This is a genomic window from Streptococcus sp. 2022WUSS037 (genome assembly GCF_044427225.1).
Taxonomy (GTDB): domain Bacteria; phylum Bacillota; class Bacilli; order Lactobacillales; family Streptococcaceae; genus Streptococcus.
This window is the reverse complement of the sequence record NZ_JAOTGJ010000014.1, coordinates 21353-44964: the sequence shown is the minus strand read 5'-3', so window position 1 is coordinate 44964 and position 23612 is coordinate 21353. Positions and strand designations below refer to the sequence as shown.

At 40.0% G+C, this 23612-nt stretch carries 26 protein-coding genes; 23 read left to right on the top strand and 3 right to left on the bottom strand.

Annotation, left to right across the window (positions count from 1 at the left end):
* Positions 1–206: 206 nt before the first annotated feature.
* From ODU55_RS06650 to ODU55_RS06585, 14 genes are all read left to right on the top strand, one after another.
* Positions 207–608, top strand: a complete 402-nt coding sequence (locus ODU55_RS06650) for a Spx/MgsR family RNA polymerase-binding regulatory protein (RefSeq protein ID WP_398582334.1) — start codon at positions 207–209, stop codon at positions 606–608.
* A 5-nt stretch (positions 609–613) separates the two neighbouring features.
* Positions 614–892 (top strand): UPF0223 family protein, encoded by a 279-nt coding sequence (locus ODU55_RS06645; protein WP_024379624.1) that lies wholly within the window; start codon positions 614–616, stop codon positions 890–892.
* Positions 882–1640 carry an inositol monophosphatase family protein gene (locus ODU55_RS06640; protein ID WP_105139916.1) on the top strand — a complete coding sequence of 253 codons (759 nt, stop codon included), beginning with the start codon at positions 882–884 and terminating at the stop codon, positions 1638–1640. Before ODU55_RS06645 ends, ODU55_RS06640 begins: the two co-directional genes overlap by 11 nt.
* On the top strand, positions 1640–2941 hold the full coding sequence (locus ODU55_RS06635) for an RsmF rRNA methyltransferase first C-terminal domain-containing protein (protein WP_398582333.1): 1302 nt from the start codon (positions 1640–1642) through the stop codon (positions 2939–2941). Before ODU55_RS06640 ends, ODU55_RS06635 begins: the two co-directional genes overlap by 1 nt.
* 138 nt (positions 2942–3079) lie before the next feature.
* Complete coding sequence (locus tag ODU55_RS06630) at positions 3080–3949, top strand: phosphate ABC transporter substrate-binding protein PstS family protein (protein WP_398582332.1); 870 nt, start codon at positions 3080–3082, stop codon at positions 3947–3949.
* A 2-nt stretch (positions 3950–3951) separates the two neighbouring features.
* A complete protein-coding gene (gene pstC / locus ODU55_RS06625) occupies positions 3952–4869 on the top strand; it encodes a phosphate ABC transporter permease subunit PstC (protein WP_002937619.1) in 918 nt (305 codons plus the stop codon).
* Positions 4859–5746 (top strand): phosphate ABC transporter permease PstA, encoded by an 888-nt coding sequence (pstA, locus tag ODU55_RS06620; RefSeq protein ID WP_014635996.1) that lies wholly within the window; start codon positions 4859–4861, stop codon positions 5744–5746. Before pstC ends, pstA begins: the two co-directional genes overlap by 11 nt.
* Before the next feature lie 24 nt (positions 5747–5770).
* Positions 5771–6574 carry a phosphate ABC transporter ATP-binding protein PstB gene (gene pstB / locus ODU55_RS06615; protein ID WP_105114824.1) on the top strand — a complete coding sequence of 268 codons (804 nt, stop codon included), beginning with the start codon at positions 5771–5773 and terminating at the stop codon, positions 6572–6574.
* A gap of 11 nt (positions 6575–6585) precedes the next feature.
* Entirely contained in the window at positions 6586–7344 is a 759-nt protein-coding gene (gene pstB / locus ODU55_RS06610) for a phosphate ABC transporter ATP-binding protein PstB (RefSeq protein WP_105114823.1), read from the top strand.
* A gap of 26 nt (positions 7345–7370) precedes the next feature.
* Positions 7371–8027 carry a phosphate signaling complex protein PhoU gene (gene phoU / locus ODU55_RS06605; RefSeq protein ID WP_398582331.1) on the top strand — a complete coding sequence of 219 codons (657 nt, stop codon included), beginning with the start codon at positions 7371–7373 and terminating at the stop codon, positions 8025–8027.
* A gap of 165 nt (positions 8028–8192) precedes the next feature.
* A complete protein-coding gene (locus ODU55_RS06600; protein WP_398582330.1) occupies positions 8193–8606 on the top strand; it encodes a hypothetical protein in 414 nt (137 codons plus the stop codon).
* A 192-nt stretch (positions 8607–8798) separates the two neighbouring features.
* The gene (locus ODU55_RS06595) at positions 8799–9470 is read left to right on the top strand and encodes a response regulator transcription factor (RefSeq protein ID WP_009909965.1); all 672 of its coding nucleotides are present in this window, start codon (positions 8799–8801) and stop codon (positions 9468–9470) included.
* A complete protein-coding gene (locus tag ODU55_RS06590) occupies positions 9463–10842 on the top strand; it encodes a sensor histidine kinase (protein WP_398582329.1) in 1380 nt (459 codons plus the stop codon). The genes ODU55_RS06595 and ODU55_RS06590 overlap by 8 nt, the downstream gene beginning before the upstream one ends.
* A 285-nt stretch (positions 10843–11127) precedes the next feature.
* Positions 11128–12357, top strand: coding sequence for a transglutaminase domain-containing protein (locus ODU55_RS06585; RefSeq protein ID WP_398582328.1), 1230 nt, complete (start codon positions 11128–11130; stop codon positions 12355–12357).
* A 240-nt stretch (positions 12358–12597) separates the two neighbouring features.
* Here the strand turns inward: ODU55_RS06585 and rpsT are convergent, their stop codons facing one another.
* Together rpsT and coaA are read right to left on the bottom strand one after the other, a co-directional pair.
* A complete protein-coding gene (gene rpsT / locus ODU55_RS06580) occupies positions 12598–12846 on the bottom strand; it encodes a 30S ribosomal protein S20 (RefSeq protein ID WP_012027069.1) in 249 nt (82 codons plus the stop codon).
* 58 nt (positions 12847–12904) lie between these two features.
* Positions 12905–13825, bottom strand: coding sequence for a type I pantothenate kinase (coaA, locus tag ODU55_RS06575; RefSeq protein ID WP_398582327.1), 921 nt, complete (start codon positions 13823–13825; stop codon positions 12905–12907).
* A 108-nt stretch (positions 13826–13933) separates the two neighbouring features.
* On the opposite strand from coaA, the gene ODU55_RS06570 reads away from it, so the two are divergent.
* The 9 genes from ODU55_RS06570 (at position 13934) to ODU55_RS06530 (ending at position 22425) form a co-directional block, all read left to right on the top strand.
* Positions 13934–14524 carry a class I SAM-dependent methyltransferase gene (locus tag ODU55_RS06570; protein ID WP_398582326.1) on the top strand — a complete coding sequence of 197 codons (591 nt, stop codon included), beginning with the start codon at positions 13934–13936 and terminating at the stop codon, positions 14522–14524.
* Positions 14521–15798: a pyrimidine-nucleoside phosphorylase gene (locus ODU55_RS06565; RefSeq protein ID WP_398582325.1), complete on the top strand. Its 1278-nt coding sequence runs from the start codon at positions 14521–14523 to the stop codon at positions 15796–15798. The genes ODU55_RS06570 and ODU55_RS06565 overlap by 4 nt, the downstream gene beginning before the upstream one ends.
* A 15-nt stretch (positions 15799–15813) precedes the next feature.
* Entirely contained in the window at positions 15814–16476 is a 663-nt protein-coding gene (gene deoC, locus ODU55_RS06560; RefSeq protein WP_398582324.1) for a deoxyribose-phosphate aldolase, read from the top strand.
* Positions 16463–16852, top strand: coding sequence for a cytidine deaminase (locus ODU55_RS06555; protein WP_002940839.1), 390 nt, complete (start codon positions 16463–16465; stop codon positions 16850–16852). Before deoC ends, ODU55_RS06555 begins: the two co-directional genes overlap by 14 nt.
* 80 nt (positions 16853–16932) lie before the next feature.
* A complete protein-coding gene (locus ODU55_RS06550; protein ID WP_002940836.1) occupies positions 16933–18000 on the top strand; it encodes a BMP family protein in 1068 nt (355 codons plus the stop codon).
* Between the two features lie 194 nt (positions 18001–18194).
* Positions 18195–19730 carry an ABC transporter ATP-binding protein gene (locus ODU55_RS06545; protein WP_014637858.1) on the top strand — a complete coding sequence of 512 codons (1536 nt, stop codon included), beginning with the start codon at positions 18195–18197 and terminating at the stop codon, positions 19728–19730.
* A complete protein-coding gene (locus ODU55_RS06540; protein ID WP_398582323.1) occupies positions 19723–20784 on the top strand; it encodes an ABC transporter permease in 1062 nt (353 codons plus the stop codon). Before ODU55_RS06545 ends, ODU55_RS06540 begins: the two co-directional genes overlap by 8 nt.
* Before the next feature lies 1 nt (position 20785).
* The gene (locus ODU55_RS06535; protein WP_012775589.1) at positions 20786–21739 is read left to right on the top strand and encodes an ABC transporter permease; all 954 of its coding nucleotides are present in this window, start codon (positions 20786–20788) and stop codon (positions 21737–21739) included.
* Between the two features lie 155 nt (positions 21740–21894).
* Positions 21895–22425, top strand: a complete 531-nt coding sequence (locus ODU55_RS06530; RefSeq protein ID WP_029176385.1) for a dihydrofolate reductase family protein — start codon at positions 21895–21897, stop codon at positions 22423–22425.
* 42 nt (positions 22426–22467) lie between these two features.
* Here the strand turns inward: ODU55_RS06530 and ODU55_RS06525 are convergent, their stop codons facing one another.
* Entirely contained in the window at positions 22468–23451 is a 984-nt protein-coding gene (locus ODU55_RS06525; protein ID WP_002940816.1) for an L-lactate dehydrogenase, read from the bottom strand.
* Positions 23452–23612 lie beyond the last annotated feature (161 nt).

Sequence of the window (23612 nt, the reverse complement as noted above, 5' to 3'; positions counted from 1 at the left end):
TTTGCATTTTATTGGAAAAAAGGGCACTAGCGAATATTGTAGACCAATTGTGAGATAAGGAAAGTCGTTAGAATCTTCTTTTGGACGGTAACAAATTGGATAAAATACGAACTACGGGAATGATTCGATTAGATTTACTATTGAAAACTCTTTTAAGTTAGAGTATAATAGTAAGAAGAAAAATGTTTTTAGAGGGGATGGAAGACATGATTACTTTATTTTTGTCACCGAGTTGTACCAGTTGTCGTAAAGCTCGTGCTTGGCTGACAAGTCACGAAGTCCCTTTTATTGAGCACAATATTATGACTAGCCCTCTAACTACTGAGGAATTGAAGAACATTTTAGCATTGACAGAAAATGGGACAGATGATTTGATTTCTACCCGTTCAAAAATTTTTCAGAAACTAGATATTGATGTTGATGAGCTTTCTGTGAAGCAGCTTATTGGGTTAATCGAAACCTATCCGAGTCTCTTACGGCGTCCGATTATTTTGGATGAGAAGCGGATGCAGATTGGTTTTAACGAAGATGAAATTCGTGCATTTCTTCCGCGCAAGTACCGCAAACAAGAATTGAGAAATGCCACATTACGATCAGAAATAGGATAAAAGATATGAACAAGAATTATTCATATCCACTTGATTTTTCGTGGAGCACAGAGGAGATTTCCTCCGTGCTTTCTTTTTTGAATCAGGTGGAGGCAGCTTATGAAAAAGGAGCAGATGCGGTAGCTATATTAGCTAGTTATAAAAGCTTCAAAGATGTTGTTAAAAGTAAGGGACAGGAACGTCAAATTGATCGTGACTTTGAAGCAGTTTCTGGTTATTCAACCTATCGAGTTGTTAAGGCTGCTCGAGATAAGGGGAAAGGAGTTATTCGTTTTGGAAACTAAGTATCACTTTGCCCAAACGATTGTCCTGGAGGCTGGAAATTTTCTCCGACAGCATCTACATGATGATCTTCAGATTGAAGAAAAGGGTGACTTTACAGACTTGGTAACGCACCTTGATAAACAAGTGCAAGAAATGCTGACTCAACAGATTCAATCTCGCTATCAAGGTGATGGGATTTTAGGTGAGGAAGGTGGAGACGTTTCTTCTATTCATGAGGGAAATGTTTGGGTTATTGATCCAATTGATGGCACCACAAATTTTATTGCTCAGAAAACTGATTTTGCCATTATGATTGCCTATTTTGAAAATGGAGTAGGAAAGTTCGGTATCATTTATGATGTCATGCGAGACAAACTTTTCCATGGAGGAGATTCATTCCCTGTTTATTGCAATCAAGAACGCTTAAAGAAACCAGAGCTACGCCCTCTTCGCCAGAGTTTGATAGGAGTCAATGCACAGTTGTATGCAGCCAATGCACATGGAGTGGCAGAATTAGCAAATCAAAGTTTAGGTACAAGATCTGTAGGAAGTGCTGGAATTGGTTTTGCTCACGTTCTGGAAGGAAGATTATTTGCCTATGCTTCTTATCTGTGTCCATGGGACTACGCAGCAGCCAGTATTATTGGTTCCTCTTTAGGCTTAGTCATGTTAAGTTTTGATGGTCCGAGTCTGGCCTATGATAAGCGAGAGTTTGTCATGCTAGTATCAGAATCCCATCTTGAGGAAGTGAAGGGGTATATATTCTAATGCAATTGCCACAGGATTTTATAGATAAATATAATCATTTGCTTGGTAGTGAAGCCCAAGCATTTTTTAAGAGTTTCGAACAAGACCCAATCTCAGGCTTTCGCACAAATCCTCTTAAAGAAAGCCAATTGGATTTTGAGCAACCAATCCCTAATATGACTTGGTCATACTATGGTAAGGTCTCAGGAAAGTCTCCAGAACATGTAACTGGCTTAGTCTACTCACAAGACCCAGCTGCACAGGTTGTCGGTCAGATTGCAGCTCCGGAAAAAGGGATGAAAGTGTTGGACTTGGCAGCAGCGCCAGGAGGAAAGTCTACTCACTTGCTTTCATACTTAGAAAATACGGGGCTCTTGGTTAGTAATGAAATTTCCAACAAACGAGCAAAAATCTTGGCTGAAAATATTGAGCGTTTCGGAGCGAGGAATGTTGTTGTAACAAATGAATCAGCAGACCGCTTGGAAAAGGTCTTTCCAGGATATTTCGATATGATCGTCCTAGATGCTCCCTGTTCAGGTGAAGGGATGTTTCGAAAAGACCCCGAAGCGATTCAATATTGGTCCAAACATTATCCAGCACAATGTGCAAGCTTACAAAGAGAGATTTTAGAATCGGCCTTGAACATGTTGGCTCCAGGTGGTCAATTGATTTATTCTACTTGCACTTGGTCACCAGAGGAAAATGAAGAAGTAGTGACTTGGCTCTTAGAACAGTATGATTTGGAACTAATAGACATTCCTAAAATCAATGGAATGGTAGAAGGAGTCGGTTATCCAGAAGTTGCTCGTATGTATCCCCACCATTTTACAGGAGAAGGTCAGTTCGTTGCCAAATTTAGATTTCTAGGGGAAGTCAGTCAGAAAAAATTAAAACCAGGAAAATCCAATTTGAATAGAGAACAGCAAGCTCTCTGGAAAGAATTTGAACAGAAGCATTTAAAGGTTCAATTGGATGGTTTACTGCAGGTTTTTGGCGATAATCTCTATCTCCTACCAGATGGTTTGCCAGACTTGTCAAAAGTTAAGATTGCTCGCAATGGGCTTCATTTGGGAACTTTCAAGAAAAAACGCTTTGAACCTAGTTTTGCCTTTGGCTTGGCCCTTCACAGCACAGAAGTCAAGAATCGAGTTGACATCAGCCTAGAAGATTTCCCGGCCTATGTTGCTGGACAAACCGTTGCAGTACCCAAAGACTTGCCAAATGGTTGGTATCAGGTAGCAGTTCAAGGAAACGGTTTAGGATTTGCTAAAATTGTGTCTGGAACCCTTAAGAATGCCTTTCCAAAAGGTCTCAGATTTTAAAAGAAAATAAGCAGATTTTTTTTGCAACTTGTCTTTTTATATGATATAGTGGATGAGTGGAAATATCTTGTAAATTCCTTGTAAAATACAGAGTAAATTATTGGAGATTCCACTGAAAAATGTAAAGGAAAAAACGAAATGAAAAAAAAGCAGAAGCTTGGAATTGCAGCTTTGTTTCTTTTGAGTAGTATAGCTCTTTCAGGTTGTTCCTCATGGATTGATCGAGGAGAGTCTATCACTGCAGTAGGATCGACAGCCCTTCAACCATTGGTTGAGGCCGCAGCAGATGAATTCGGTAGTGTTAATATCGGAAAATCTGTAAACGTGCAGGGCGGTGGTTCTGGTACTGGTTTGTCACAGGTTCAGTCTGGAGCAGTTCAGATTGGTAACTCAGACGTGTTCGCTGAGGAAAAAGAAGGTATTGACGCAAGTAAATTGGTAGACCATCAGGTTGCCGTTGCGGGTCTAGCCGTTATTGTCAATGAAAAAGTGACGGTTGAGGATATTACCACAGAAGATCTTCGTAAGATTTTCACAGGTGAAATTACCAACTGGAAGGAGCTTGGTGGAAAAGACTTGCCAATTTCTATCATCAACCGTGCAGCTAGTTCAGGTTCACGTGCGACCTTTGATAGTGTTATCATGGATGGACAAACCGCAGCTCAGAGTCAAGAACAAGATTCTAACGGTATGGTAAAATCTATTGTTGCTCAGACACCAGGTGCAATTTCCTACCTATCATTTGCTTATATAGATGATTCCGTTAAAACAATTAAGCTAAACGGTTTTGAACCAACTGCTGAAAACGTTGCTTCCAATGCTTGGGCAATTTGGTCATATGAGCATATGTACACTAAGGGAGAGCCTACTGAATTAACAGAAGAGTTTCTAACATACATGATGTCAGATGAAGTTCAAAATGGTATCGTTGAAAGTATGGGATACATTTCTATCAACGATATGAAAGTTGTGAAAAGTGCTGATGGCACGGTGACTGAGAAGGAGTAAGCATGAAAAACGAACAACTAGCAAAAGAGTTATCGTCTCCATCTAAAAATTCTCGATTAGAGAAGTTTGGTAAGGTAATTACATTCCTTTGTCTATCATTGATTGTCTTTATTGTTGCAATGATTTTGATTTTCGTTGCGCAGCGTGGATTATCGACTTTCTTTGTTGACGGTGTGAGCATCACTGATTTCTTATTTGGAAGTAAGTGGGAACCAAGCTCGAAAATATTTGGTGCCCTGCCAATGATTTCAGGTTCTTTCATTGTTACGATTCTGTCAGCTGTTGTTGCGACCCCTATCGCAATCGGTGCAGCGGTCTTCATGACAGAAATATCACCAAAACGTGGTGCAAAAATCTTACAACCTGTTATCGAACTTTTGGTTGGTATTCCATCGGTTGTATATGGTTTCATTGGTTTGCAAGTAGTTGTACCATTTGTACGTTCAATCTTCGGTGGAACAGGTTTCGGTATCTTGTCGGGTGTATTTGTACTTTTCGTTATGATTTTGCCAACAGTAACCTTTATGACGGTTGACAGTTTGCGTGCAGTACCTCGTCACTACCGCGAAGCAAGTTTGGCTATGGGAGCCACTCGCTGGCAGACGATTTGGCGTGTTATTTTGAACGCAGCTAAGCCAGGTATTTTTACGGCCGTTATCTTTGGTATGGCGCGTGCCTTTGGTGAAGCCTTGGCGATTCAGATGGTGGTTGGTAACTCTGCGGTTATCCCGACTTCCTTGACAACGCCAGCAGCGACTTTGACTTCTGTTTTGACAATGGGTATCGGTAATACGGTTATGGGAACTGTTCAGAACAACGTCCTATGGTCCTTGGCCCTAGTCTTGCTCTTGATGAGCCTTATCTTTAACATGATTATGAAATTTATTACGAGAGAGGGTAAGAAAAACTATGCACGCTAAAAAATTTGATAAATTGGCGACTGGTATTCTTTACTCAATCGCTGGTGTGATTGTCGTTATCTTGACGTCACTGATTCTTTACATCTTGCTACGTGGTCTGCCACATGTAAGCTGGGATTTTTTGACAAGTAAATCTTCATCTTACAAAGCTGGTGGTGGTATTGGAATTCAGCTCTACAACTCATTCTTCCTATTGGTTGTAACGCTCTTAATTTCTGTTCCCTTGTCAACCGGTGCAGGTATTTATTTGGCGGAATATGCTAAAAAAGGTCCATTGACGAACTTTATCCGTACCTGTATTGAGATTTTGTCATCCCTGCCATCCGTTGTCGTTGGTTTGTTTGGTTACTTGATTTTCGTTGTTCAGTTTGAGTATGGATTCTCAATCTTATCAGGTGCCTTAGCACTCACGGTCTTTAACTTGCCACAGATGACACGTAACGTAGAAGACAGCCTTCGCCACGTTCACCATACGCAACGCGAGGCAGGTTTGGCACTTGGCTTGTCACGTTGGGAAACAGTCCTTCACGTGGTCATTCCAGAAGCCCTTCCAGGGATTGTCACAGGTATCGTCTTGGCATCTGGTCGTATCTTTGGTGAAGCAGCGGCCCTTATCTATACAGCAGGTCAATCAGCACCGGCACTTGACTGGTCAAACTGGAATCCTTTGAGCGTTACAAGTCCAATCTCTATCTTCCGTCAATCAGAAACCCTCGCGGTTCACATTTGGAAGGTAAACAGTGAAGGTACAATTCCAGATGCAACCCAAGTTTCCGCTGGTTCAGCAGCAATCCTCTTGGTCTTCATCTTGATTTTCAACCTTTCTGCCCGTTATATCGGTAAGAAACTTCATGCGAAAATGACTTCAGCAGCCTAGAAGTCTGACTTTTAAGGAGAAAAAATGGCAGATTACAACTGGAATGAACGCCATATCATCACTTTCCCAGAGGAAAAAATCGCCCTTTCAACAAAAGATGTTCATGTTTACTATGGTAAAAATGAAGCCATCAAGGGCATTGATATGCAGTTCGAGAAAAATAAAATTACAGCCTTGATTGGTCCTTCAGGCTGTGGTAAATCAACCTATCTTCGCAGTCTCAATCGTATGAATGATACGATCGATATTGCTAAGGTAACAGGCCAAATCCTCTACGAAGGAATTGACATCAACAGACCAGATATGAACGTTTACGAAATTCGTAAGCATATCGGAATGGTTTTCCAACGTCCTAACCCATTTGCAAAATCAATTTATCGCAATATTACTTTTGCTCATGAGCGTGCAGGTGTAAAAGATAAGGAAGTCTTGGATGAGATTGTTGAAACCTCACTGAGACAAGCAGCACTTTGGGATCAGGTAAAAGACGATTTGCATAAGTCAGCCTTTACCTTGTCTGGTGGACAACAGCAACGTTTGTGTATCGCACGTGCTATCTCCGTTAAGCCACAAATCTTGCTCATGGATGAACCAGCCTCAGCCTTGGACCCAATTGCAACTATGCAGTTGGAAGAAACCATGTTTGAGTTGAAGAAAGATTACACGATTATCATCGTTACGCACAACATGCAACAGGCAGCCCGTGCAAGTGATTACACAGCTTTCTTCTATCTTGGTGACTTAATCGAGTACGATAAAACAGCAAATATCTTCCAAAATGCCAAACTCAAGTCTACTAACGATTACGTTTCAGGACACTTTGGATAGAAAGGGAAACAATGACATCACCTATTTTACAAGTAAAAGATTTGTCTGTTTACTACAATAAGAAAAAGGCTTTGAATAGTGTTTCAATTGATTTCTATCCAAATGAAATTACAGCCTTGATTGGTCCGTCAGGTTCTGGTAAGTCAACGCTCTTGCGTGCGATTAACCGTATGGGTGATTTGAACCCAGAAGTAACCTTGACTGGTGCTATTGATTACAATGGTAAAAATATTTACAGTCCTCGTACGGATACTGTAGACCTTCGTAAGGAAATCGGGATGGTCTTTCAGCAACCAAACCCATTCCCTATGTCTATCTATGAAAATGTTGTCTACGGTCTTCGTATCAATGGTATTAAGGACAAGCAACTTCTTGATGAGACTGTAGAGCGTGCCTTGATTGGTGCTTCTATTTGGAACGAGGTTAAGGATCGTTTACACGATTCAGCAGTTGGTTTGTCTGGTGGTCAGCAACAACGTGTCTGTGTGGCACGTGTATTGGCGACCAGTCCAAAGATTATCTTGTTGGATGAGCCAACATCAGCCCTTGACCCTATCTCAGCTGGTAAGATTGAAGATACCTTGTATGGTTTAAAGGACAAGTACACCATGGTTTTGGTAACACGATCTATGCAACAAGCGTCTCGTATTTCAGATAGAACAGGTTTCTTCTTAGATGGAGATTTAATCGAATACAATTCTACTAAAGAAATGTTCATGAACCCGGTAAACAAAGAGACAGAAGATTATATTACAGGTAAGTTTGGTTAATCCTGTTAAAAAGAAAAGAGGTTTATATGTTAAGAGCGCAGTTTGAAGAAGAATTAGGAAAACTCCACAACCAATTTTACGCGATGGGAAATGAAGTTTTGGCTCAAATTAATAATGCTGTTCGTGCCTTTACAACTCATGATCGTGAATTGGCGAAAGAAGTGATCGAAGCCGATAAGAAAATTAATGATTTTGAAATTAAACTTGAAAAGAAATCTTTAGAGATTATTGCATTGCAACAGCCAGTTTCTACAGATTTACGTCGTGTAATCACTGTCTTGAAAGCAACAAGTGACTTGGAACGTATGGGAGACCACGCAGTTTCGATCGCAAAAGCTGCTATTCGTATGAAAGGCGAAGTCCGTATTCCAGTAGTAGAAGATGAAGTGAAGAAGATGGGGCGCGAAGTTCGAAAACTTGTTGAAGAAACTTTGGAGCTTTATCTTGGTGATGCGGATATGGAAGTCGCATATGAAGTAGCTGCTCGTGATGAGGTTGTTAATGAGTTTTATTCAAGTATCCAAGAATTAACTACAGAAGAAATCAAAAAGAATCCAGATTCTTTGGTTGCTGGTCGTGACTATTTCCAAGTGTTGACTTATTTGGAACGTGTCGGTGATTATGCTAAAAATATTTGTGAGTGGGTTGTTTATCTACGCACAGGTGATATTACAGAGTTGTAATTCAGAAGTCCGAGAGGGCTTCTTTTTTATGTAATAAACCTTTATAAAAATGCTGAACTTCTTTAGCTTGGTTTAAGTTTTTAATACTATACTATTATCATCAGGTAAAGAGGAGTTATTTAGCAGGGCTCATTCTGATAATATTCTATTGAAAAGGGGAATTTTATGTCATTTATTAATCAATTTAAGTCACAGTCAAAAACAGTACTAGCTGCTGTTGCTATTTCAGCTGCTACCTTGGGCTTTGCAGGGGGAATGAGTATTTCTAAAAGCTCAGCAGGAGTTTCAACACAAAGTCAGGCAACTTTGGCGCAAAATGGTTCCGTAGCTAAGAGTGGACAAGTAGCTACCCAAGACATGCCACCAGGACAGGGTGGAGCACCTCAAGGCATGTTGCCAGGACAGGGTGGAGCTCCCAAAGGTATGCCACCAGGACAAGGTACAACCCCTCCTGATGCAACAAGTGGAGCAACCCAGTCAAACTCGAGTACTTCTTCTGATGAAGTGAATGCTTTAAAAGAGAGGAATCAAGAAATTAAAGATCAAATTTCAGGGGATAGTAGTTCTTCTAATCAATAAACATTGAGATTTTGGTTTCTACTTGTTCCATGATATAATGAACACGTATCAATAAATAGTCAGATAAAGCCTACCCGATCATTCATTTTTAAGATGGTCACGTGGGGCTTTATCTAACCATTTCTATTAAAGACCATGCCCTGTGCCTAGGTCTTTGGTTTGTTTATTAAACCGAAACGTAAGGAGTATATGATGATTAAAATATTGTTAGTGGAAGATGATTTAAGCCTATCAAATTCTGTTTTCGATTTCTTAGATGATTTTGCGGATGTTATGCAGGTTTTTGATGGTGAAGAGGGCGTTTATGAGGCGGAAACAGGCGTTTATGATTTGATTCTTTTGGATTTGATGTTGCCTGAAAAAGATGGCTTCCAAGTTTTGAAAGAGTTACGTGAAAAAGGTGTTACGACACCTGTTCTGATTACAACAGCCAAGGAAAGTCTAGAGGATAAAGGCCATGGTTTTGAATTGGGGGCTGATGACTACTTGACAAAACCGTTTTATTTAGAAGAATTGAAGATGCGAATTCAAGCTCTATTAAAACGAGCGGGTAAGTTTAATGAAAACACACTAACCTTTGGAGATGTGACAGTTGACCTATCTACAAATATGACGATGGTAAATGGCGAAGAAGTTGAACTGCTAGGAAAAGAATTTGACCTACTAGTTTATTTCTTGCAAAACCAAAATGTTATTTTGCCAAAAACACAAATTTTTGACCGTATTTGGGGCTTTGACAGTGATACTACAATTTCAGTAGTAGAAGTATATGTTTCTAAAATTAGGAAAAAGTTGAAAGGAACGACTTTTGGGGAAAATCTTCAAACCCTGCGTAGTGTCGGATACATTCTAAAAAATGCCTAAGCGATTTAAAAAATTAATGTACACGGATAAATTTTCCTTCTTTATCCGTTATTTTGCAGTATTTACCCTGATTTTTGGCTTGATGACAGCTATCATTTTTCAATTAATGCGTTCGACTATGTATCAAAATTCCGATAATACCTTGAAACGGATTAAGGAAGAACCAGCGATGGCTGTTGGTTTTGCAATTGCAAGAACCTATGAGCCCAATTCTGTATTTATCCTTCAAGATAGTCCAACTGGTGAAGAAACTACGAACTCTAGTTCAGATAGCATGCCTGTTCCTAAAAATCAAAAAAATACTAGAGCTGGAGAACAGCTGAGATTAGGTATCAATACTCATGTCTTACTCTATAGTAAAAGTGGAGAAATGGTCAATCCGGATACTTTTACTGGTTTGGCCGATCTACCGTTAGATAAGGAAAAATTGGGTGAAATTAAGGAAGCAACGGTTGAATCAAGCTTCGGTATGTCTGAAGATTATCGCTATATAACGATTGGGCTGGCTACAGATGAACTAGGTTATTATTCGTCCTATGATATAAAATATGCGACAATTTTGGTGAATGTCAGCCAAATTAAATCTTCCATTGAGAGCTATGAATCGACAGTTGCTATTGTTATGGTATCAGCTTGGCTCATTTCTATCTTGGCCAGCATTTACCTATCAAATCTTAGCATGCGTCCAATTCTAATCAGCTATCAAAAACAAAAGGACTTTGTCGAAAATGCTAGTCATGAGTTGCGTACGCCGTTGGCTGTTCTCCAAAATCGTTTGGAGAGCCTGTTTCGCCATCCCGAAGCGACGATTTTAGAGAGTAGTGAAAGCATCGGGTCTAGCTTGGAAGAAGTCCGAAATATGCGATTATTGACAACGAACCTGCTCAATTTGGCTCGTCGTGATGATGGCTTAAAAGTCGATATGATCGATGTCCAACCGAACTATTTTGATGAAATCTTTGCTAATTACCTTATGATTGCCGAAGAGAATGGAAAAATACTAGCAGTTAATAATTTGATTCATCAGCCGATTCGAACAGATAAGGTCCTGATTAAACAGTTGCTTACCATTTTATTTGACAATGCCATGAAGTATACCGACGATGATGGCAGAATTCAAATTACAGCTAATATCAAGGATAAATCTGTCTACTTCACAGTTGCCGACAATGGTTTGGGAATCAGCGATGCCGATAAGAAGAAAATCTTTGATCGCTTTTATCGAGTTGATAAGGCCAGAACACGTCAAAAAGGTGGTTTCGGTCTAGGATTATCGCTGGCTCAGCAAATTATCAAGACACTAGGTGGGAAAATCTCTGTTAGAGATAACCAACCGAAAGGAACTATTTTTGAGGTAGGATTACCTAAATAAAACAATATTATTAGGCTAGGAAAATTCTAGTCTAATTTTTTTGTGTAGTTCGTCAGAAGCCTCCTAATTATGTTATACTTATACTCATTTAAAATCAAAAATAGCCACCTACCACTCAAAGTGGATATGGAGCGTTTCGATTTTGTTATTTTTTTAGAAGAAAACAGCTACTTGAAATCCACAGTCCTCAACTCAAACTTATAAATTAAGGTTTCACATGTTATAAGTAGCTTAGACTTGCTATTTTTGATTTTTATTGAGTATTAAACAAGAATGGAGGTAAATATGAGGAAAGTTTCTCGTGGCGTTTTAACCATATTATTGTCGGCGACAGTCCTTTCTGCTTGTTCAGGAGGAGGACAAGAGCTGAGTGAACGTTTGGAAGCAGCTAAAATTGAATTTTCTAAAGAAAAAAAGCAACTAGAAGCAGAATTAACAGCATTAAAAGAAGAGGTTCAAGGAAATTTCTACTACCAACAATTGGATACTGATAAGGAACGTCGTGTCTATCTCCAATTTGTTAATGGACTCAGCAAGCGGATGCAAGTGATTGATATTGATTCTGTTAACGATGAAATATATTCGCGCGTCTATTTTTCTGTCGCTCACGATTATCCAGAATTTTTCTGGCTAACAGATGAAGCGGCAATGACTGGCGGAGTTGATATATTGGATTTAGAAGAGCCAGCGTATCCGACTGATTTATCTCCGACACGAAATAAAATAGAAGAGGAAGTGAATAAGATACTTGCTCAGGCACCAACAGGGTCGGACTATGAGAAGGTTAAATATTTTTACGAGGTGATTATAAAGCAAACGGATTACGACCTTGAAGCCCTACAGACCAACTCTGTCACATGGAGAAGCCAAGGAATTACCAGTGTACTCTTAGATAAGAAATCAGTTTGTGCTGGCTATAGTCGCACCTTCCAATATCTATGTAAAAAAGCAGGCATTGATTGTATCTATGTCACAGGGATTGCAAAAAATGGGCAAAACGGTGAGTTTGGGCATGCTTGGAATCTAGTCAAGATAAATGGACAATACTATGGTGTTGATACGACTTGGGGAGACCCAGTTTTTGATCAAGCTATAAGTGGAGAAGCGCATACAGATATTTCATACGATTATCTATGTGTCCCTGATGAAATCTTAGAGAGAAGTAGAATTGCTGATACCGACCTCCTCGACTACTGGGGAGAAGAACAGTATTATGAACCTAGAGCATTGACTTATCCAAAGTGCACAGATAATTCATTGAATTACTATGTTCAAAAGGGAGTCTATTTCACAAGCTTTGATGAAGCTGCAGTTTTACAGTCCATCACTGATCAGCGACTACAAGGTACGGATAAAGTAGTCTTGCAATTCGGAACAGCCGAAGCAATGCAACAAATGATTACATTGGTCTCTACTGAAAATAATGCTATTTTTCAGGCTTTGGGCGATGTAGGAGAGTATCAGTACTATTATAATGACCAAACCTATACATTTGAACTGGCAGATTGGTTTTAAGGAATTAGTTTGAATCTCTAGGAGCGTGTTCTTCCCTAATAATAAAAAATAGGGAGTGGGAAAGACATCCATGGTGGCTCCGCCCTCAATGAAAACAAACATAAAGCCCTCACTAGGTGTATAATTTTAGTGAGGGCTTTGTGGTTGACGAGTTAATGATGTTATTCATCGAGGGGAAAACTGTTCCACTTTGTCCGATGGAAAAAATAAAAAAAGGAAACCCAAAGGTTTCTCTTTTAATTAAGCAAGTTTTGATGCAAGACGTGCTTTGTCGCGGCTTGCTTTGTTTTTGTGAATCAAACCTTTAGTTTCTGCTTTATCGATTGCTGAACTAGCAGCACGGAAAAGCTCTTCAGATGGGTTAGCTTCAAATGCTTTGATTGCAGTACGCATAGCTGATTTTTGTGCTGAGTTTTTCTCGTTTTGTTTAACGTTCAATTCAGCGCGTTTGATAGCTGACTTAATGTTTGCCAATGGTTTCACCTCCACCCTTTCTTGTACTAACTATACCATTATATCTGAAAAGAGTATTTTTGACAAGTGAAATTTATTTTTTTAGATAAATTTTATCAATTTCGTGGTTGTCTGCCTTGTGGAGAATAATATCAGCCCTATTTCGTGTAGGTTCGATGAACTTTTCCAAGTTAGCTAGATTGATATTTTTCCAAGTATTTTGAGCAATGGCAATAATTTCTGGATAGGTCATTCGAGTAAAACGATGGTAGTAGTTATTCGGGTCATTCTTTGCTAATGTCAGCAATTTTTGGAATCGTTCCAAGTACCAGGTTTCAATATGTTCCACATCGGCGTCAACGTATATAGACAAGTCAAAATAATCGCTGACATAGAGGCGCTGGTTTTGTGGATTTTGAAATACATTGATTCCTTCAACAATCAAGAAATCTGGAGACTTAATCTCCTGAGTTTTGTTGGGGACAATATCATAGATTTCATGTGAATAGACAGGAATTTGGCAGTCGTAGCCGTTTTTTATCTTATCAAGGAAATCAATCAATTTCTCCATGTCATAGGACTCAGGAAACCCCTTTTTATTTAACAGTTGCCGTTCTTCTAAAACCGCATTTGGATGGAGAAATCCATCAGTTGTCACTAATTCAACCTTGGCGTGTTTAAATGTCCGAGCGATAAGAATTTGCAGCAATCTACTAGTTGTTGATTTGCCGACAGCAACACTTCCAGAAACGCCAATGATAAATGGTTGAGGCTTGATAGTTTTCTGTAGAAATAAACTCTTCGTAAAATTTAAGTCTTTGCGTGCTTTCCGATAGATATGGATAAGATTAACCAAAGGAAGATAGATGTCAGAAACCTCATGTAATTGGATGCGGTCGTTAAAACTTTTAATAGAATTTAGTTCGCTTTGACTAAGTGGAATGGTAGTTTTACGATGTAGTTGTTGCCAAGTGGCTCGGTCAATTTGTTCAAAATTTAAAAATTCATTTTTCATACATAATTCTTCCTATAGGTAAGCGTTTCAATATCAATTTCATTTTATCATATTTTTCATGTAAGAAAAACTCTTGAAAACGTTTTTAGGAAATGTTATAATAAGTACATGTCCAATATGTATTATGAAAAAAATCCTACAGTAGCACATGATATTCATGAAATCCACGTAAACTTACTAGACACCCCAATGTCTTTCATGACAGATGCAGGTGTTTTTAGCAAGAAGATGGTTGATTATGGAAGTCAGGTGCTTTTAAAGACCCTTGATTTAGCAAACGGGAAAACGCTTTTGGATGTTGGTTGTGGCTACGGTCCTCTGGGATTGACCCTAGCAAAAGTCTATGATTTAGATGTTACGATGATTGATGTCAATAGCAGAGCTTTAGAGTTGGCTGAGAAAAATGCAGAGAAAAACGGTATATCAGCGACTATTTTCCAATCAGATGTCTATGAAGCGGTTGAAGGAACATTCGACTATGTCATTTCAAATCCACCAATACGAGCAGGTAAGTCTGTCGTTCATGAGGTGATAACAGGAGCGAAAGACCATTTGAATACAGGGGGTAGCTTGACAATTGTCATTCAGAAAAAGCAAGGCGCACCTAGTGCAAAGAAACGTATGGAAGAAGTATTTGGAAATTGCCAAATTCTAAAAAAAGATAAGGGTTATTACATCCTTGAAAGTGTGAAAGAATGAGAACAGTTGATTTAATTCAGAAAAAACGTGACGGTTTGGAGTTGTCTACAGAAGAAATCCAATGGCTGATTGATGGCTATGTTGACGGCAGTGTTCCGGATTATCAGATGTCTGCCTTGGCAATGGCGATTTACTTTAAAGGAATGTCTACAAGAGAAATCTCGGACTTGACCATGGCCATGGTAGGTTCTGGGGAGCAGATTGATTTGTCTGCTATTTCAGGTATCAAGGTAGATAAGCATTCTACAGGTGGTGTAGGTGACAAGGTTACCTTGATTTTAGCACCGCTTGTGGCAAGTTTTGGTGTTCCTGTTGCCAAGATGAGTGGTCGAGGTTTGGGGCATACGGGTGGTACACTTGATAAACTAGAATCAATCAAAGGCTACCAAATCGAAGTGAGTCAAGAAGACTTTATCAAGCAAGTTCAGGAAACAGGTGTGGCAGTTATTGGTCAATCGGACAATTTAGTGAAGGCTGATAAATTGCTTTATGCCCTGCGTGATGTGACTGCCACTGTGGATATCATTCCGCTGATTGCAAGTTCGGTTATGTCTAAAAAGATTGCGGCTGGTGCGGACGCCATCCTTCTTGATGTAACGGTTGGCGAAGGTGCCTTCATGAAAAATATCGAAGATGCGCGTGTTCTTGCTCGAACAATGGTCGACCTTGGGAAAGCTGTCGGTCGCAAGACAGTAGCGGTCTTGACAGACATGTCCCAACCGGTAGGTACTTCCATCGGTAACCGTTTGGAAATTCTAGAAGCTATCGACATTCTTAAGGGCAATGGCAGAGAAGATGTGACAGAATTCATCTGTGAATTGGCTCAAATCATGCTTGGTTTGGCAAATGTTGAAAAGACAGTGGAAGAAGTTCGCCAACATATCGAAAACGGAGCTGCCCTCAAGAAATTTGAAGAGATGGTTATAGCTCAGGGTGGTGATTTAGAAGACTTATATCGTCCAGTCGAGGTTTCACATCAAGTTTCTGTCTTAGCGGATGAAGATGGCTACATTGTTGGTTTGCCAGCCTTGGAATTTGGTTTATTCGCTATGAGAATTGGAGCAGGTCGGGCTGTAAAAACAGACGATTTGGATTACGAGACCGGAATTGTTTTCCATAAGAAAGTTGGTGAGCCAGTTTCCAAAGGAGAAACCGTAGCAACAATTTACGCAAATGAAAATATTTCGGAAAATATGCTTACAAATTTCAAGAAAAATGTTAAAATAGATAAAGATAGTGTAAAAACGAAAGAAATCATTGAGATTATTTCGTAATGTACGGAGAAAATAATGAAATTAAATAAATTCATCGATCATACAGTTCTTAAACCTGAAACTACAAAAGAACAAGTTGCAAAGGTGCTAGAAGAAGCTAAAGAATATGACTTTGCAAGTGTTTGCATCAACCCAACCTGGGTATCATTTGTTGCAGAAGGCTTGAAAGGTACAGATGTTAAGGTATGTACTGTTATCGGTTTTCCTCTAGGAGCTAATACACCAGCTGTCAAAGCCTTTGAGACCAAAGATGCTATTGAAAATGGTGCTGACGAAATCGACATGGTCATCAATATCGGTGCCTTGAAAGATAAAAACTATGACCTTGTTTTAGAAGATATTAAAGCAGTTGTCGATGCAAGTGGTGATAAGCTTGTAAAAGTGATTATCGAAACTTGCCTTCTAACAGATGAAGAGAAAGTAAAAGCTTGTGAACTATCAAAACAAGCAGGTGCAGATTTCGTCAAGACGTCAACTGGTTTCTCAACTGGTGGTGCAACTGTTGAAGATGTCGCCCTTATGAGAAAAACAGTTGGTGCTGAGATGGGTGTTAAAGCTTCTGGTGGAGCTCGTTCCTATGAAGATGCCATTGCCTTTATCGATGCTGGGGCTAGCCGTATCGGTGCATCTTCTGGCGTTGCAATCATGAATGGAGCACAGGCGGATGGAGACTATTGATTTAATTGAATTAGCTGTAAAAAACAGTCAAAAAGCATACGTACCGTACTCAAAGTTTCCAGTTAGTGCAGTTCTTGTAGCTAAGACAGGGGAAATATTTACGGGTGTAAACATTGAAAATGCGAGCTTTGGTTTGACCAATTGCGCTGAAAGGACAGCTATTTTCAAGGCCATTTCTGAAGGAGTGAAAGATTTTTCTGAAATCATTATTTATGGTGAAACAGAAAAGCCAATATCTCCTTGTGGAGCTTGTCGCCAAGTTATGGCAGAATTTTTTGATAAGGATTTAAAAGTGACCTTGGTCGCTAAAGATAAATCGACAGTCGAGATGACAGTCGGGGAATTACTTCCATATTCCTTTACAGACTTAACCTAGTCTGTATGACAGTCATTTGACTGTAGCAATATTACTCTGCAACAATGTAGTTGCAAAAAGATTTTTAGGAGGGTTCAGAAATGAACAAGAAACTTGTTGGACTTGGTCTAGCAGCTGTTGCGGCTGTATCTTTGGCTGCATGTGGTAACCGTGCTTCAAAAAGCAGTAGCTCAGAAGCATCTTCATCAGCGGACACATCTGTGAAAGCTGCTATCGTTACTGACATTGGTGGTGTTGATGACCGTTCATTCAACCAATCTGCATGGGAAGGTCTTCAAGAATGGGGTAATGCAGCTGGTCTTTCTAAAGGTAATGGCTACGATTACTTCCAATCAGCTAATGAATCAGAATACATTACAAACCTTGATTCAGCTGTTGCTGGTGGTTACAACCTTGTGTTCGGTATTGGTTTTGCCTTGGAGAGTGCGATTGCTGAGGTTGCACCAAATAATCCTGATACACACTATGTAATCGTGGATAGTGTTGTTCCAGATCAAGACAACGTAGTTAGCGTAGGTTTCGCAGACCATGAAGCATCATATCTTGCTGGTGTTGCTGCAGCTAAGTCAACTAAAACAAACCACGTAGGTTTCATCGGTGGTATGGAAGGTGTCATCATCGATCGCTTTGAAGCTGGTTTCGTTGCGGGTGCTAAGTCTGTAAACAAAGACATCAAGATTACAGTTGACTATGCAGGTTCATTTGGTGATGCTGCTAAAGGTCAAACTCTTGCAGCTGCTCAATATGCTGCAGGTGCAGATGTTATCTTCCACGCTTCTGGTGGTACTGGTAACGGTGTATTTGCTGCTGCTAAAGCAGAAAATGAAACTCGTAATGAAGCAGATAAAGTTTGGGTAATCGGTGTTGACCGTGACCAATCAGCAGAAGGTGAATACACTTCTAAAGATGGTAAGTCTTCTAACTTTGTATTGGCTTCAACATTGAAACAAGTTGGTACTTCAGTTAAAGATATTGCAACTAAAGCTGTCGCAGGTGAATTCCCTGGTGGTCAAGTACTTCAATTCTCATTGAAAGATAAAGGTGTTGAATTGGCAGAAACTAACCTTTCAGAAGATGCTTCTAAAGCAGTTGCAGATGCTAAGCAAGCTATCTTGGATGGCAAAGTAGAAGTTCCTGAAAAACCTTAATGAATTTCTTTTCGACAATTCCGATTCGGCGACCCGACGGGGTCGCCGTTTTCGGGCTGAGATTTTTCTCAGTAAAGCCTATCAGCTATGGTAGGTTTTACTGACAAAAATGGTATAGTTGATGAAGAATTTTAAGGTACTAAAGTAGTACTGAAGAATTTTCAGAAGGCTATAGTCAGAAAGGATAATAGATTATGACTAAGGATTATGTCATTGAAATGCGCAATATTACTAAGATATTTGGTGAATTTGTAGCAAATGACCACATCAATTTGAATGTCAGACGTGGTGAAATCCATGCCCTTCTTGGTGAGAATGGTGCGGGTAAATCTACTCTGATGAACATGCTTGCTGGCTTGTTGGAACCTACAAGCGGTGAAATTGTTATCAACGGTCAATCCGTGAAGATTGACTCTCCATCCAAAGCAGCCCAATTGGGGATTGGTATGGTGCACCAACATTTTATGTTGGTTGATGCTTTCACAGTTGCTGAGAACATCATTCTTGGTTCTGAAACCACCAAAGGTGGCGTGATTGACCTTAAAAAAGCTATCGCAGAAATTAAAGAACTTTCTGCTAAATATGGTCTTGAAGTTGATCCAACTGCAAAGGTTGCAGATATTTCTGTAGGTGCACAGCAACGTGTAGAAATCCTTAAAACACTTTACCGTGGAGCAGACCTTTTAATTTTTGATGAGCCGACAGCTGTATTGACCCCGGCGGAAATTGCAGAGCTCTTGAAAATTATGAAAGCCTTGGTTGAAGAAGGTAAATCTATTATTTTGATTACGCACAAATTGGATGAAATTCGTGCAGTTGCCGATAGTGTAACAGTTATTCGTCGAGGTAAATCAATCGAAACAGTTGCCGTTGAAGGAGCAACAAACCAAGATTTGGCTGAGTGGATGGTTGGACGTTCCGTTTCCTTTAAAACAGAGAAAGTTGAAGCGAGTCCTAAAGAAGTCATTTTGTCAATTAAGGATTTGGTTGTCAATGAAAACCGTGGTATTCCAGCAGTTAAGGGCTTGTCGCTTGATGTTCGAGCAGGTGAGGTTGTTGGTATTGCCGGTATCGACGGAAACGGTCAAAGTGAGTTGATTCAGGCAATCACTGGTTTGCGTAAGGTAAAATCTGGCTCAATCACTATCAAAGGTGAGGAAGTAGTTGGTAAAACTCCACGTAAAATTACAGAAATGCAAGTGAGCCACGTTCCCGAAGATCGTCATCGTGATGGACTCGTTCTTCCGATGACTGTTGCTGAGAACTTTGCGCTTCAAACTTACTATAAAGAACCGATTTCAAAAAATGGTATCTTGAACTATAATGTCATTAATGAAAAAGCACGCGCGTTAATGGAAGAATTTGACGTTCGTGGGGCGAGTGAACTCGTCCCAATCAAGGCTCTTTCAGGCGGTAACCAGCAAAAGGCTATTATCGCGCGTGAAATCGATCGCAACCCAGACCTTTTCATTGTTAGCCAACCAACACGCGGTTTGGACGTTGGTGCTATTGAGTATATTCGTAAGCGTCTCATTGCAGAACGTGATAAGGGTAAGGCTGTTCTTGTTGTCAGCTTCGAATTGGATGAAATTTTGGATGTATCAGATAGAATTGCTGTTATCCATGATGGTGTCATCCATGGTATTGTTGAACCTGCTAAGACCAATAAACAAGAGTTAGGTGTCTTGATGGCAGGTGGACATATTGAGAAGGGAGAAGAACATGCTTAATAAATATAAGAATTTGGCCCTTCCATTAATGGCTGTGGTCAGTGGTATCCTACTTGGAGCGGTTGTCATGCTTGTTTTTGGCTACGATCCAATTTGGGGCTATGAAGAGTTATTCTATTCAGCTTTTGGTAATATCAAATCAATTGGTGAAATTTTCCGTGCAATGGCACCACTTGTTTTCACTGCTCTCGGTTTCGCAGTAGCTAGTCGTGCAGGTTTCTTCAACGTTGGTTTGTCTGGTCAGGCCTATGTTGGTTGGGTTTTTGCTGGATGGTTTGCCTTGGCGAATCCTGACTTACCACGTCCAGTTTTGATTTTGGGAACAGTCTTGATTGCTATGTTGGCAGGCGGTATTGCTGGAGCTATTCCAGGTATTCTACGTGCCTATTTGGGAACAAGTGAAGTTATCGTTACGATTATGATGAACTACATCTTACTCTATTCATGTAACTATATCATTCGTGATGTATTTGCAGATAGTTTGATGAAGAATACAGACTCAACAGTTAACGTGTCAGCAAATGCCTCTTACCAAACAGAGTGGCTCCGTGCATTGACAGATAACTCACGTATGAATATTGGTATTTTCTTTGCCATTATTGCAGTTTTTGTGATTTGGTTCCTATTGACCAAAACGACTCTTGGTTTTGAGATTCGCTCAGTGGGGCTTAACCCAACAGCATCGGATTATGCGGGTATGTCTGCGAAACGTACGATTATTCTATCTATGGTTATTTCAGGTGCTCTTGCGGGTCTTGGAGGAGCTATCCAAGGTTTGGGTACTTTCCAAAACGTTTACATCCAAAGCGGTAACTTGGATATTGGTTTTAATGGTATGTCAGTAGCGCTTTTAGCTTCTAATTCACCGTTAGGTATTCCATTGGCTGCCTTTCTATTCGGTGTTCTTTCTGTCGGTGCCCCAGGTATGGTACGTGCACAGATTCCACCTGAATTGATCAACGTGGTTACGGCATCAATCATTTTCTTTATCGGTGTGAAATTTATTTTTGAACAATTATTAAAATCTAGAAATAAAGCGAAAGGAGCGAAATAAGATGAATGTTTCAATTCTTGCCTTACTCATTTCGCAAATGTTGATTTATTCAGCACCCTTAATCTTTACCAGTCTTGGAGGAGTTTTCTCTGAACGCGGTGGTATTGTAAACGTTGGTCTAGAAGGAATCATGGTTATCGGTGCCTTTGCTGGTGTTGTTTTCAATATCGAATTTGCAGGGACATTTGGTAATGCTACTCCATTATTAGCTGTTATTGTAGGAGGTCTTGCTGGTGTTGTCTTTGCCGCTATTCATGCGATGGCGACGATTAATTTCCGTGCAGACCACGTTGTATCAGGTACGGTGTTGAACCTTTTGGCTCCAGCATTGGGAGTTTTCCTAGTCAAAGTTATCTATAATAAGGGTCAAACTGATAGTATTACTGAATCATTTGGTAAATTTTCATTCCCTATCTTGGCAGATATTCCAATCATTGGTGAAATTTTCTTCAAAAATACAAGCTTGATGGGTTATGTAGCTATTGCAACAGCATTTCTTGCTTGGTTCATCCTTTATAAAACCAAGTTCGGTTTGCGCCTTCGTTCAGTAGGTGAACATCCGCAGGCAGCGGATACTTTGGGAATCAATGTCTACGCTATGCGTTATGCAGGTGTGTTGATTGCTGGTTTCCTTGGTGGTGTTGGTGGAGCTGTAAGTGCTCAATCAGTGAATATCAACTTCTCTGCAACAACAATCGTAGGTTCAGGTTTCATCGCTCTAGCAGCTGTAATTTTCGGTAAGTGGAATCCAATTGGCGCTATGCTCGCCAGTCTATTCTTCGGCCTTTCGCAAAGTTTGGCAGTAGTGGGTGGACAATTACCAGGATTGAAAGATATTCCAACGGTTTATCTTCAAATTGCACCATATTTGATTACTGTTATTGCTCTGTCTGCTTTCTTTGGTAAAGCAGTCGCTCCTAAAGCAGACGGTATCAACTATATCAAATCTAAATAAAAAGGTCCACTGGACCTTTTTATCATGTTCTTTGCTGTACAGGAAATGAATAATTGTCCTATTCAAAGGAAGAGGAGTTAGAGGGACTTTTGGTTGAAAATAGGAAGAATGACTGGTATAATATTTTGTCACTAAGCTATGAAATGAGGTTAATTGTGAGACGATTGGTGTTAAATATTGCAATGAGTTTAGATGGATTCATTGCACGTAAGGATGGAAGCTACGATTGGATTGAAGGACATGGTACCGATAAATACGATACAGTCTTACAGTTTGATAATCAAAAATTCTTTAACAACTGTGATACAGTTGTGATGGGGAGAAAATCATTAGAAGATTGTCCGTTGGAAATGATTGAAGGATATCAGGAAAAGCAATTTATCGTTGCGAGTCATACCGAGCAGACGGACTATGGTAATGTGCGTTTTGTAAGGGACATCATCGGGGAGATTATGGAACTTCGTTCTAGAGAAGGTGGAGATATTTGGTTGTTTGGTGGAGCAAGTCTGGCTCAGGACTGTTTAGAGGCGGGAGTGATTGATCACCTTATTATTGGGATTATTCCTACTATTTTGGGTGACGGTATTCCACTTTTCGCCTCACTTTTGAAAGAAAAGAAATTGCTCTTGGTAGAGTCCACTGTCACAGATGGAATTGCTATGTTACGTTATGATATTAGAAGGTAAAAAAGGCGAGCTATTGCTCACCTTTTTTACTATTTTATATAATTAGTTTTTAACACCAGCTGCAATTTCTGGGTTTGCGAAAGCATCATCGATGATGTCTTTCAATTGTTTAGCAGATGCTTGCATTTTTTGCAATTCAGCTTCGCTCAATGGGATATTGACTGGACGAACGATACCGTGGGCACCGATGATAGCAGGTTGACCGATGAAGACATCTTCAACACCTTCGTATTGGCCAGCTTGGTAAACTGACAATGGAAGTACTGCATTTTCATCATCAAAGATTGCTTTAGTGATACGTGCAAGTGCAACACCGATACCGTAGTAAGTTGCACCTTTTTTGTTGATGATTGAGTAGGCTGCATCACGAACAGATACAAACAAGTCAACAAGACCTTGCTCATCAATATCGCGGTTATCTTGCAACCAGTCATACAATTTCACACCGGCAACGTTGGCATGTGACCAAACTGCAAATTCTGAGTCACCGTGCTCACCCATGATGTAAGCGTGAACTGAACGTGCGTCGATACCGATTTTCTCAGCCAATGCTTGACGGAAACGAGCTGAGTCAAGAGAAGTACCAGAACCGATAACACGCTCTTTAGGGAAACCAGAGAATTTCCAAGTTGAGTAAGTCAATACGTCAACAGGGTTAGCAGCAACAAGGAAGATACCGTTGAAACCAGAGTTAACGATTTCTGTAACGATTTGTTGGTTGATACGAAGGTTTTTCTCTACCAATTCAAGGCGAGTTTCACCTGGTTTTTGTGGCAAACCAGCTGTCAAAACAACCAAGTCTGCGTCGTGAGCATCTGAATACTCAGCAGAGTAGATTTTTTTAGGGAATGTGAAGGCCAATGCGTGGCTCAAGTCTTCTGCATCACCTTGAGTACGGTCTTTGTTGATATCGATGATACCCAATTCTTGACCAATCCCTTGGTTAACAAGAGCATAAGCATAAGCAGAACCTACGGCACCGTCACCGACAAGGATTACTTTTTTGTGTTGTTTAGTTGCAGTCATTGCTAAACATCTCCTTAGTTTTATTTGGGGATGACTTCATCCCGACCATAATACATTCTAGCATGTTTTAAGCTTTTTGTCACTTGTGAAAGCGCCTTTGAAAATGTTTACATGCTAGTTTCCAACAAAGAAATTTATTCGCCAATATGGTATAATAGAAG

What these genes read in the sequence shown, in the direction of transcription:
- ODU55_RS06555 (WP_002940839.1), top strand. Translation starts at nt 16,463, where the DNA reads ATGGAGACTATTGATTTAATTGAATTAGCTGTAAAAAACAGTCAAAAA.
- ODU55_RS06585 (WP_398582328.1), top strand. Translation starts at nt 11,128, where the DNA reads ATGAGGAAAGTTTCTCGTGGCGTTTTAACCATATTATTGTCGGCGACA.
- ODU55_RS06630 (WP_398582332.1), top strand. Translation starts at nt 3,080, where the DNA reads ATGAAAAAAAAGCAGAAGCTTGGAATTGCAGCTTTGTTTCTTTTGAGT.
- ODU55_RS06565 (WP_398582325.1), top strand. Translation starts at nt 14,521, where the DNA reads ATGAGAACAGTTGATTTAATTCAGAAAAAACGTGACGGTTTGGAGTTG.
- coaA (WP_398582327.1), bottom strand. Translation starts at nt 13,825, where the DNA reads ATGAAAAATGAATTTTTAAATTTTGAACAAATTGACCGAGCCACTTGG.
- ODU55_RS06545 (WP_014637858.1), top strand. Translation starts at nt 18,195, where the DNA reads ATGACTAAGGATTATGTCATTGAAATGCGCAATATTACTAAGATATTT.
- phoU (WP_398582331.1), top strand. Translation starts at nt 7,371, where the DNA reads ATGTTAAGAGCGCAGTTTGAAGAAGAATTAGGAAAACTCCACAACCAA.
- pstB (WP_105114823.1), top strand. Translation starts at nt 6,586, where the DNA reads ATGACATCACCTATTTTACAAGTAAAAGATTTGTCTGTTTACTACAAT.
- ODU55_RS06590 (WP_398582329.1), top strand. Translation starts at nt 9,463, where the DNA reads ATGCCTAAGCGATTTAAAAAATTAATGTACACGGATAAATTTTCCTTC.
- ODU55_RS06550 (WP_002940836.1), top strand. Translation starts at nt 16,933, where the DNA reads ATGAACAAGAAACTTGTTGGACTTGGTCTAGCAGCTGTTGCGGCTGTA.
- pstA (WP_014635996.1), top strand. Translation starts at nt 4,859, where the DNA reads ATGCACGCTAAAAAATTTGATAAATTGGCGACTGGTATTCTTTACTCA.
- ODU55_RS06650 (WP_398582334.1), top strand. Translation starts at nt 207, where the DNA reads ATGATTACTTTATTTTTGTCACCGAGTTGTACCAGTTGTCGTAAAGCT.
- ODU55_RS06595 (WP_009909965.1), top strand. Translation starts at nt 8,799, where the DNA reads ATGATTAAAATATTGTTAGTGGAAGATGATTTAAGCCTATCAAATTCT.
- pstB (WP_105114824.1), top strand. Translation starts at nt 5,771, where the DNA reads ATGGCAGATTACAACTGGAATGAACGCCATATCATCACTTTCCCAGAG.
- ODU55_RS06600 (WP_398582330.1), top strand. Translation starts at nt 8,193, where the DNA reads ATGTCATTTATTAATCAATTTAAGTCACAGTCAAAAACAGTACTAGCT.
- ODU55_RS06635 (WP_398582333.1), top strand. Translation starts at nt 1,640, where the DNA reads ATGCAATTGCCACAGGATTTTATAGATAAATATAATCATTTGCTTGGT.
- ODU55_RS06535 (WP_012775589.1), top strand. Translation starts at nt 20,786, where the DNA reads ATGAATGTTTCAATTCTTGCCTTACTCATTTCGCAAATGTTGATTTAT.
- ODU55_RS06525 (WP_002940816.1), bottom strand. Translation starts at nt 23,451, where the DNA reads ATGACTGCAACTAAACAACACAAAAAAGTAATCCTTGTCGGTGACGGT.
- ODU55_RS06540 (WP_398582323.1), top strand. Translation starts at nt 19,723, where the DNA reads ATGCTTAATAAATATAAGAATTTGGCCCTTCCATTAATGGCTGTGGTC.
- ODU55_RS06570 (WP_398582326.1), top strand. Translation starts at nt 13,934, where the DNA reads ATGTCCAATATGTATTATGAAAAAAATCCTACAGTAGCACATGATATT.
- deoC (WP_398582324.1), top strand. Translation starts at nt 15,814, where the DNA reads ATGAAATTAAATAAATTCATCGATCATACAGTTCTTAAACCTGAAACT.
- ODU55_RS06645 (WP_024379624.1), top strand. Translation starts at nt 614, where the DNA reads ATGAACAAGAATTATTCATATCCACTTGATTTTTCGTGGAGCACAGAG.
- pstC (WP_002937619.1), top strand. Translation starts at nt 3,952, where the DNA reads ATGAAAAACGAACAACTAGCAAAAGAGTTATCGTCTCCATCTAAAAAT.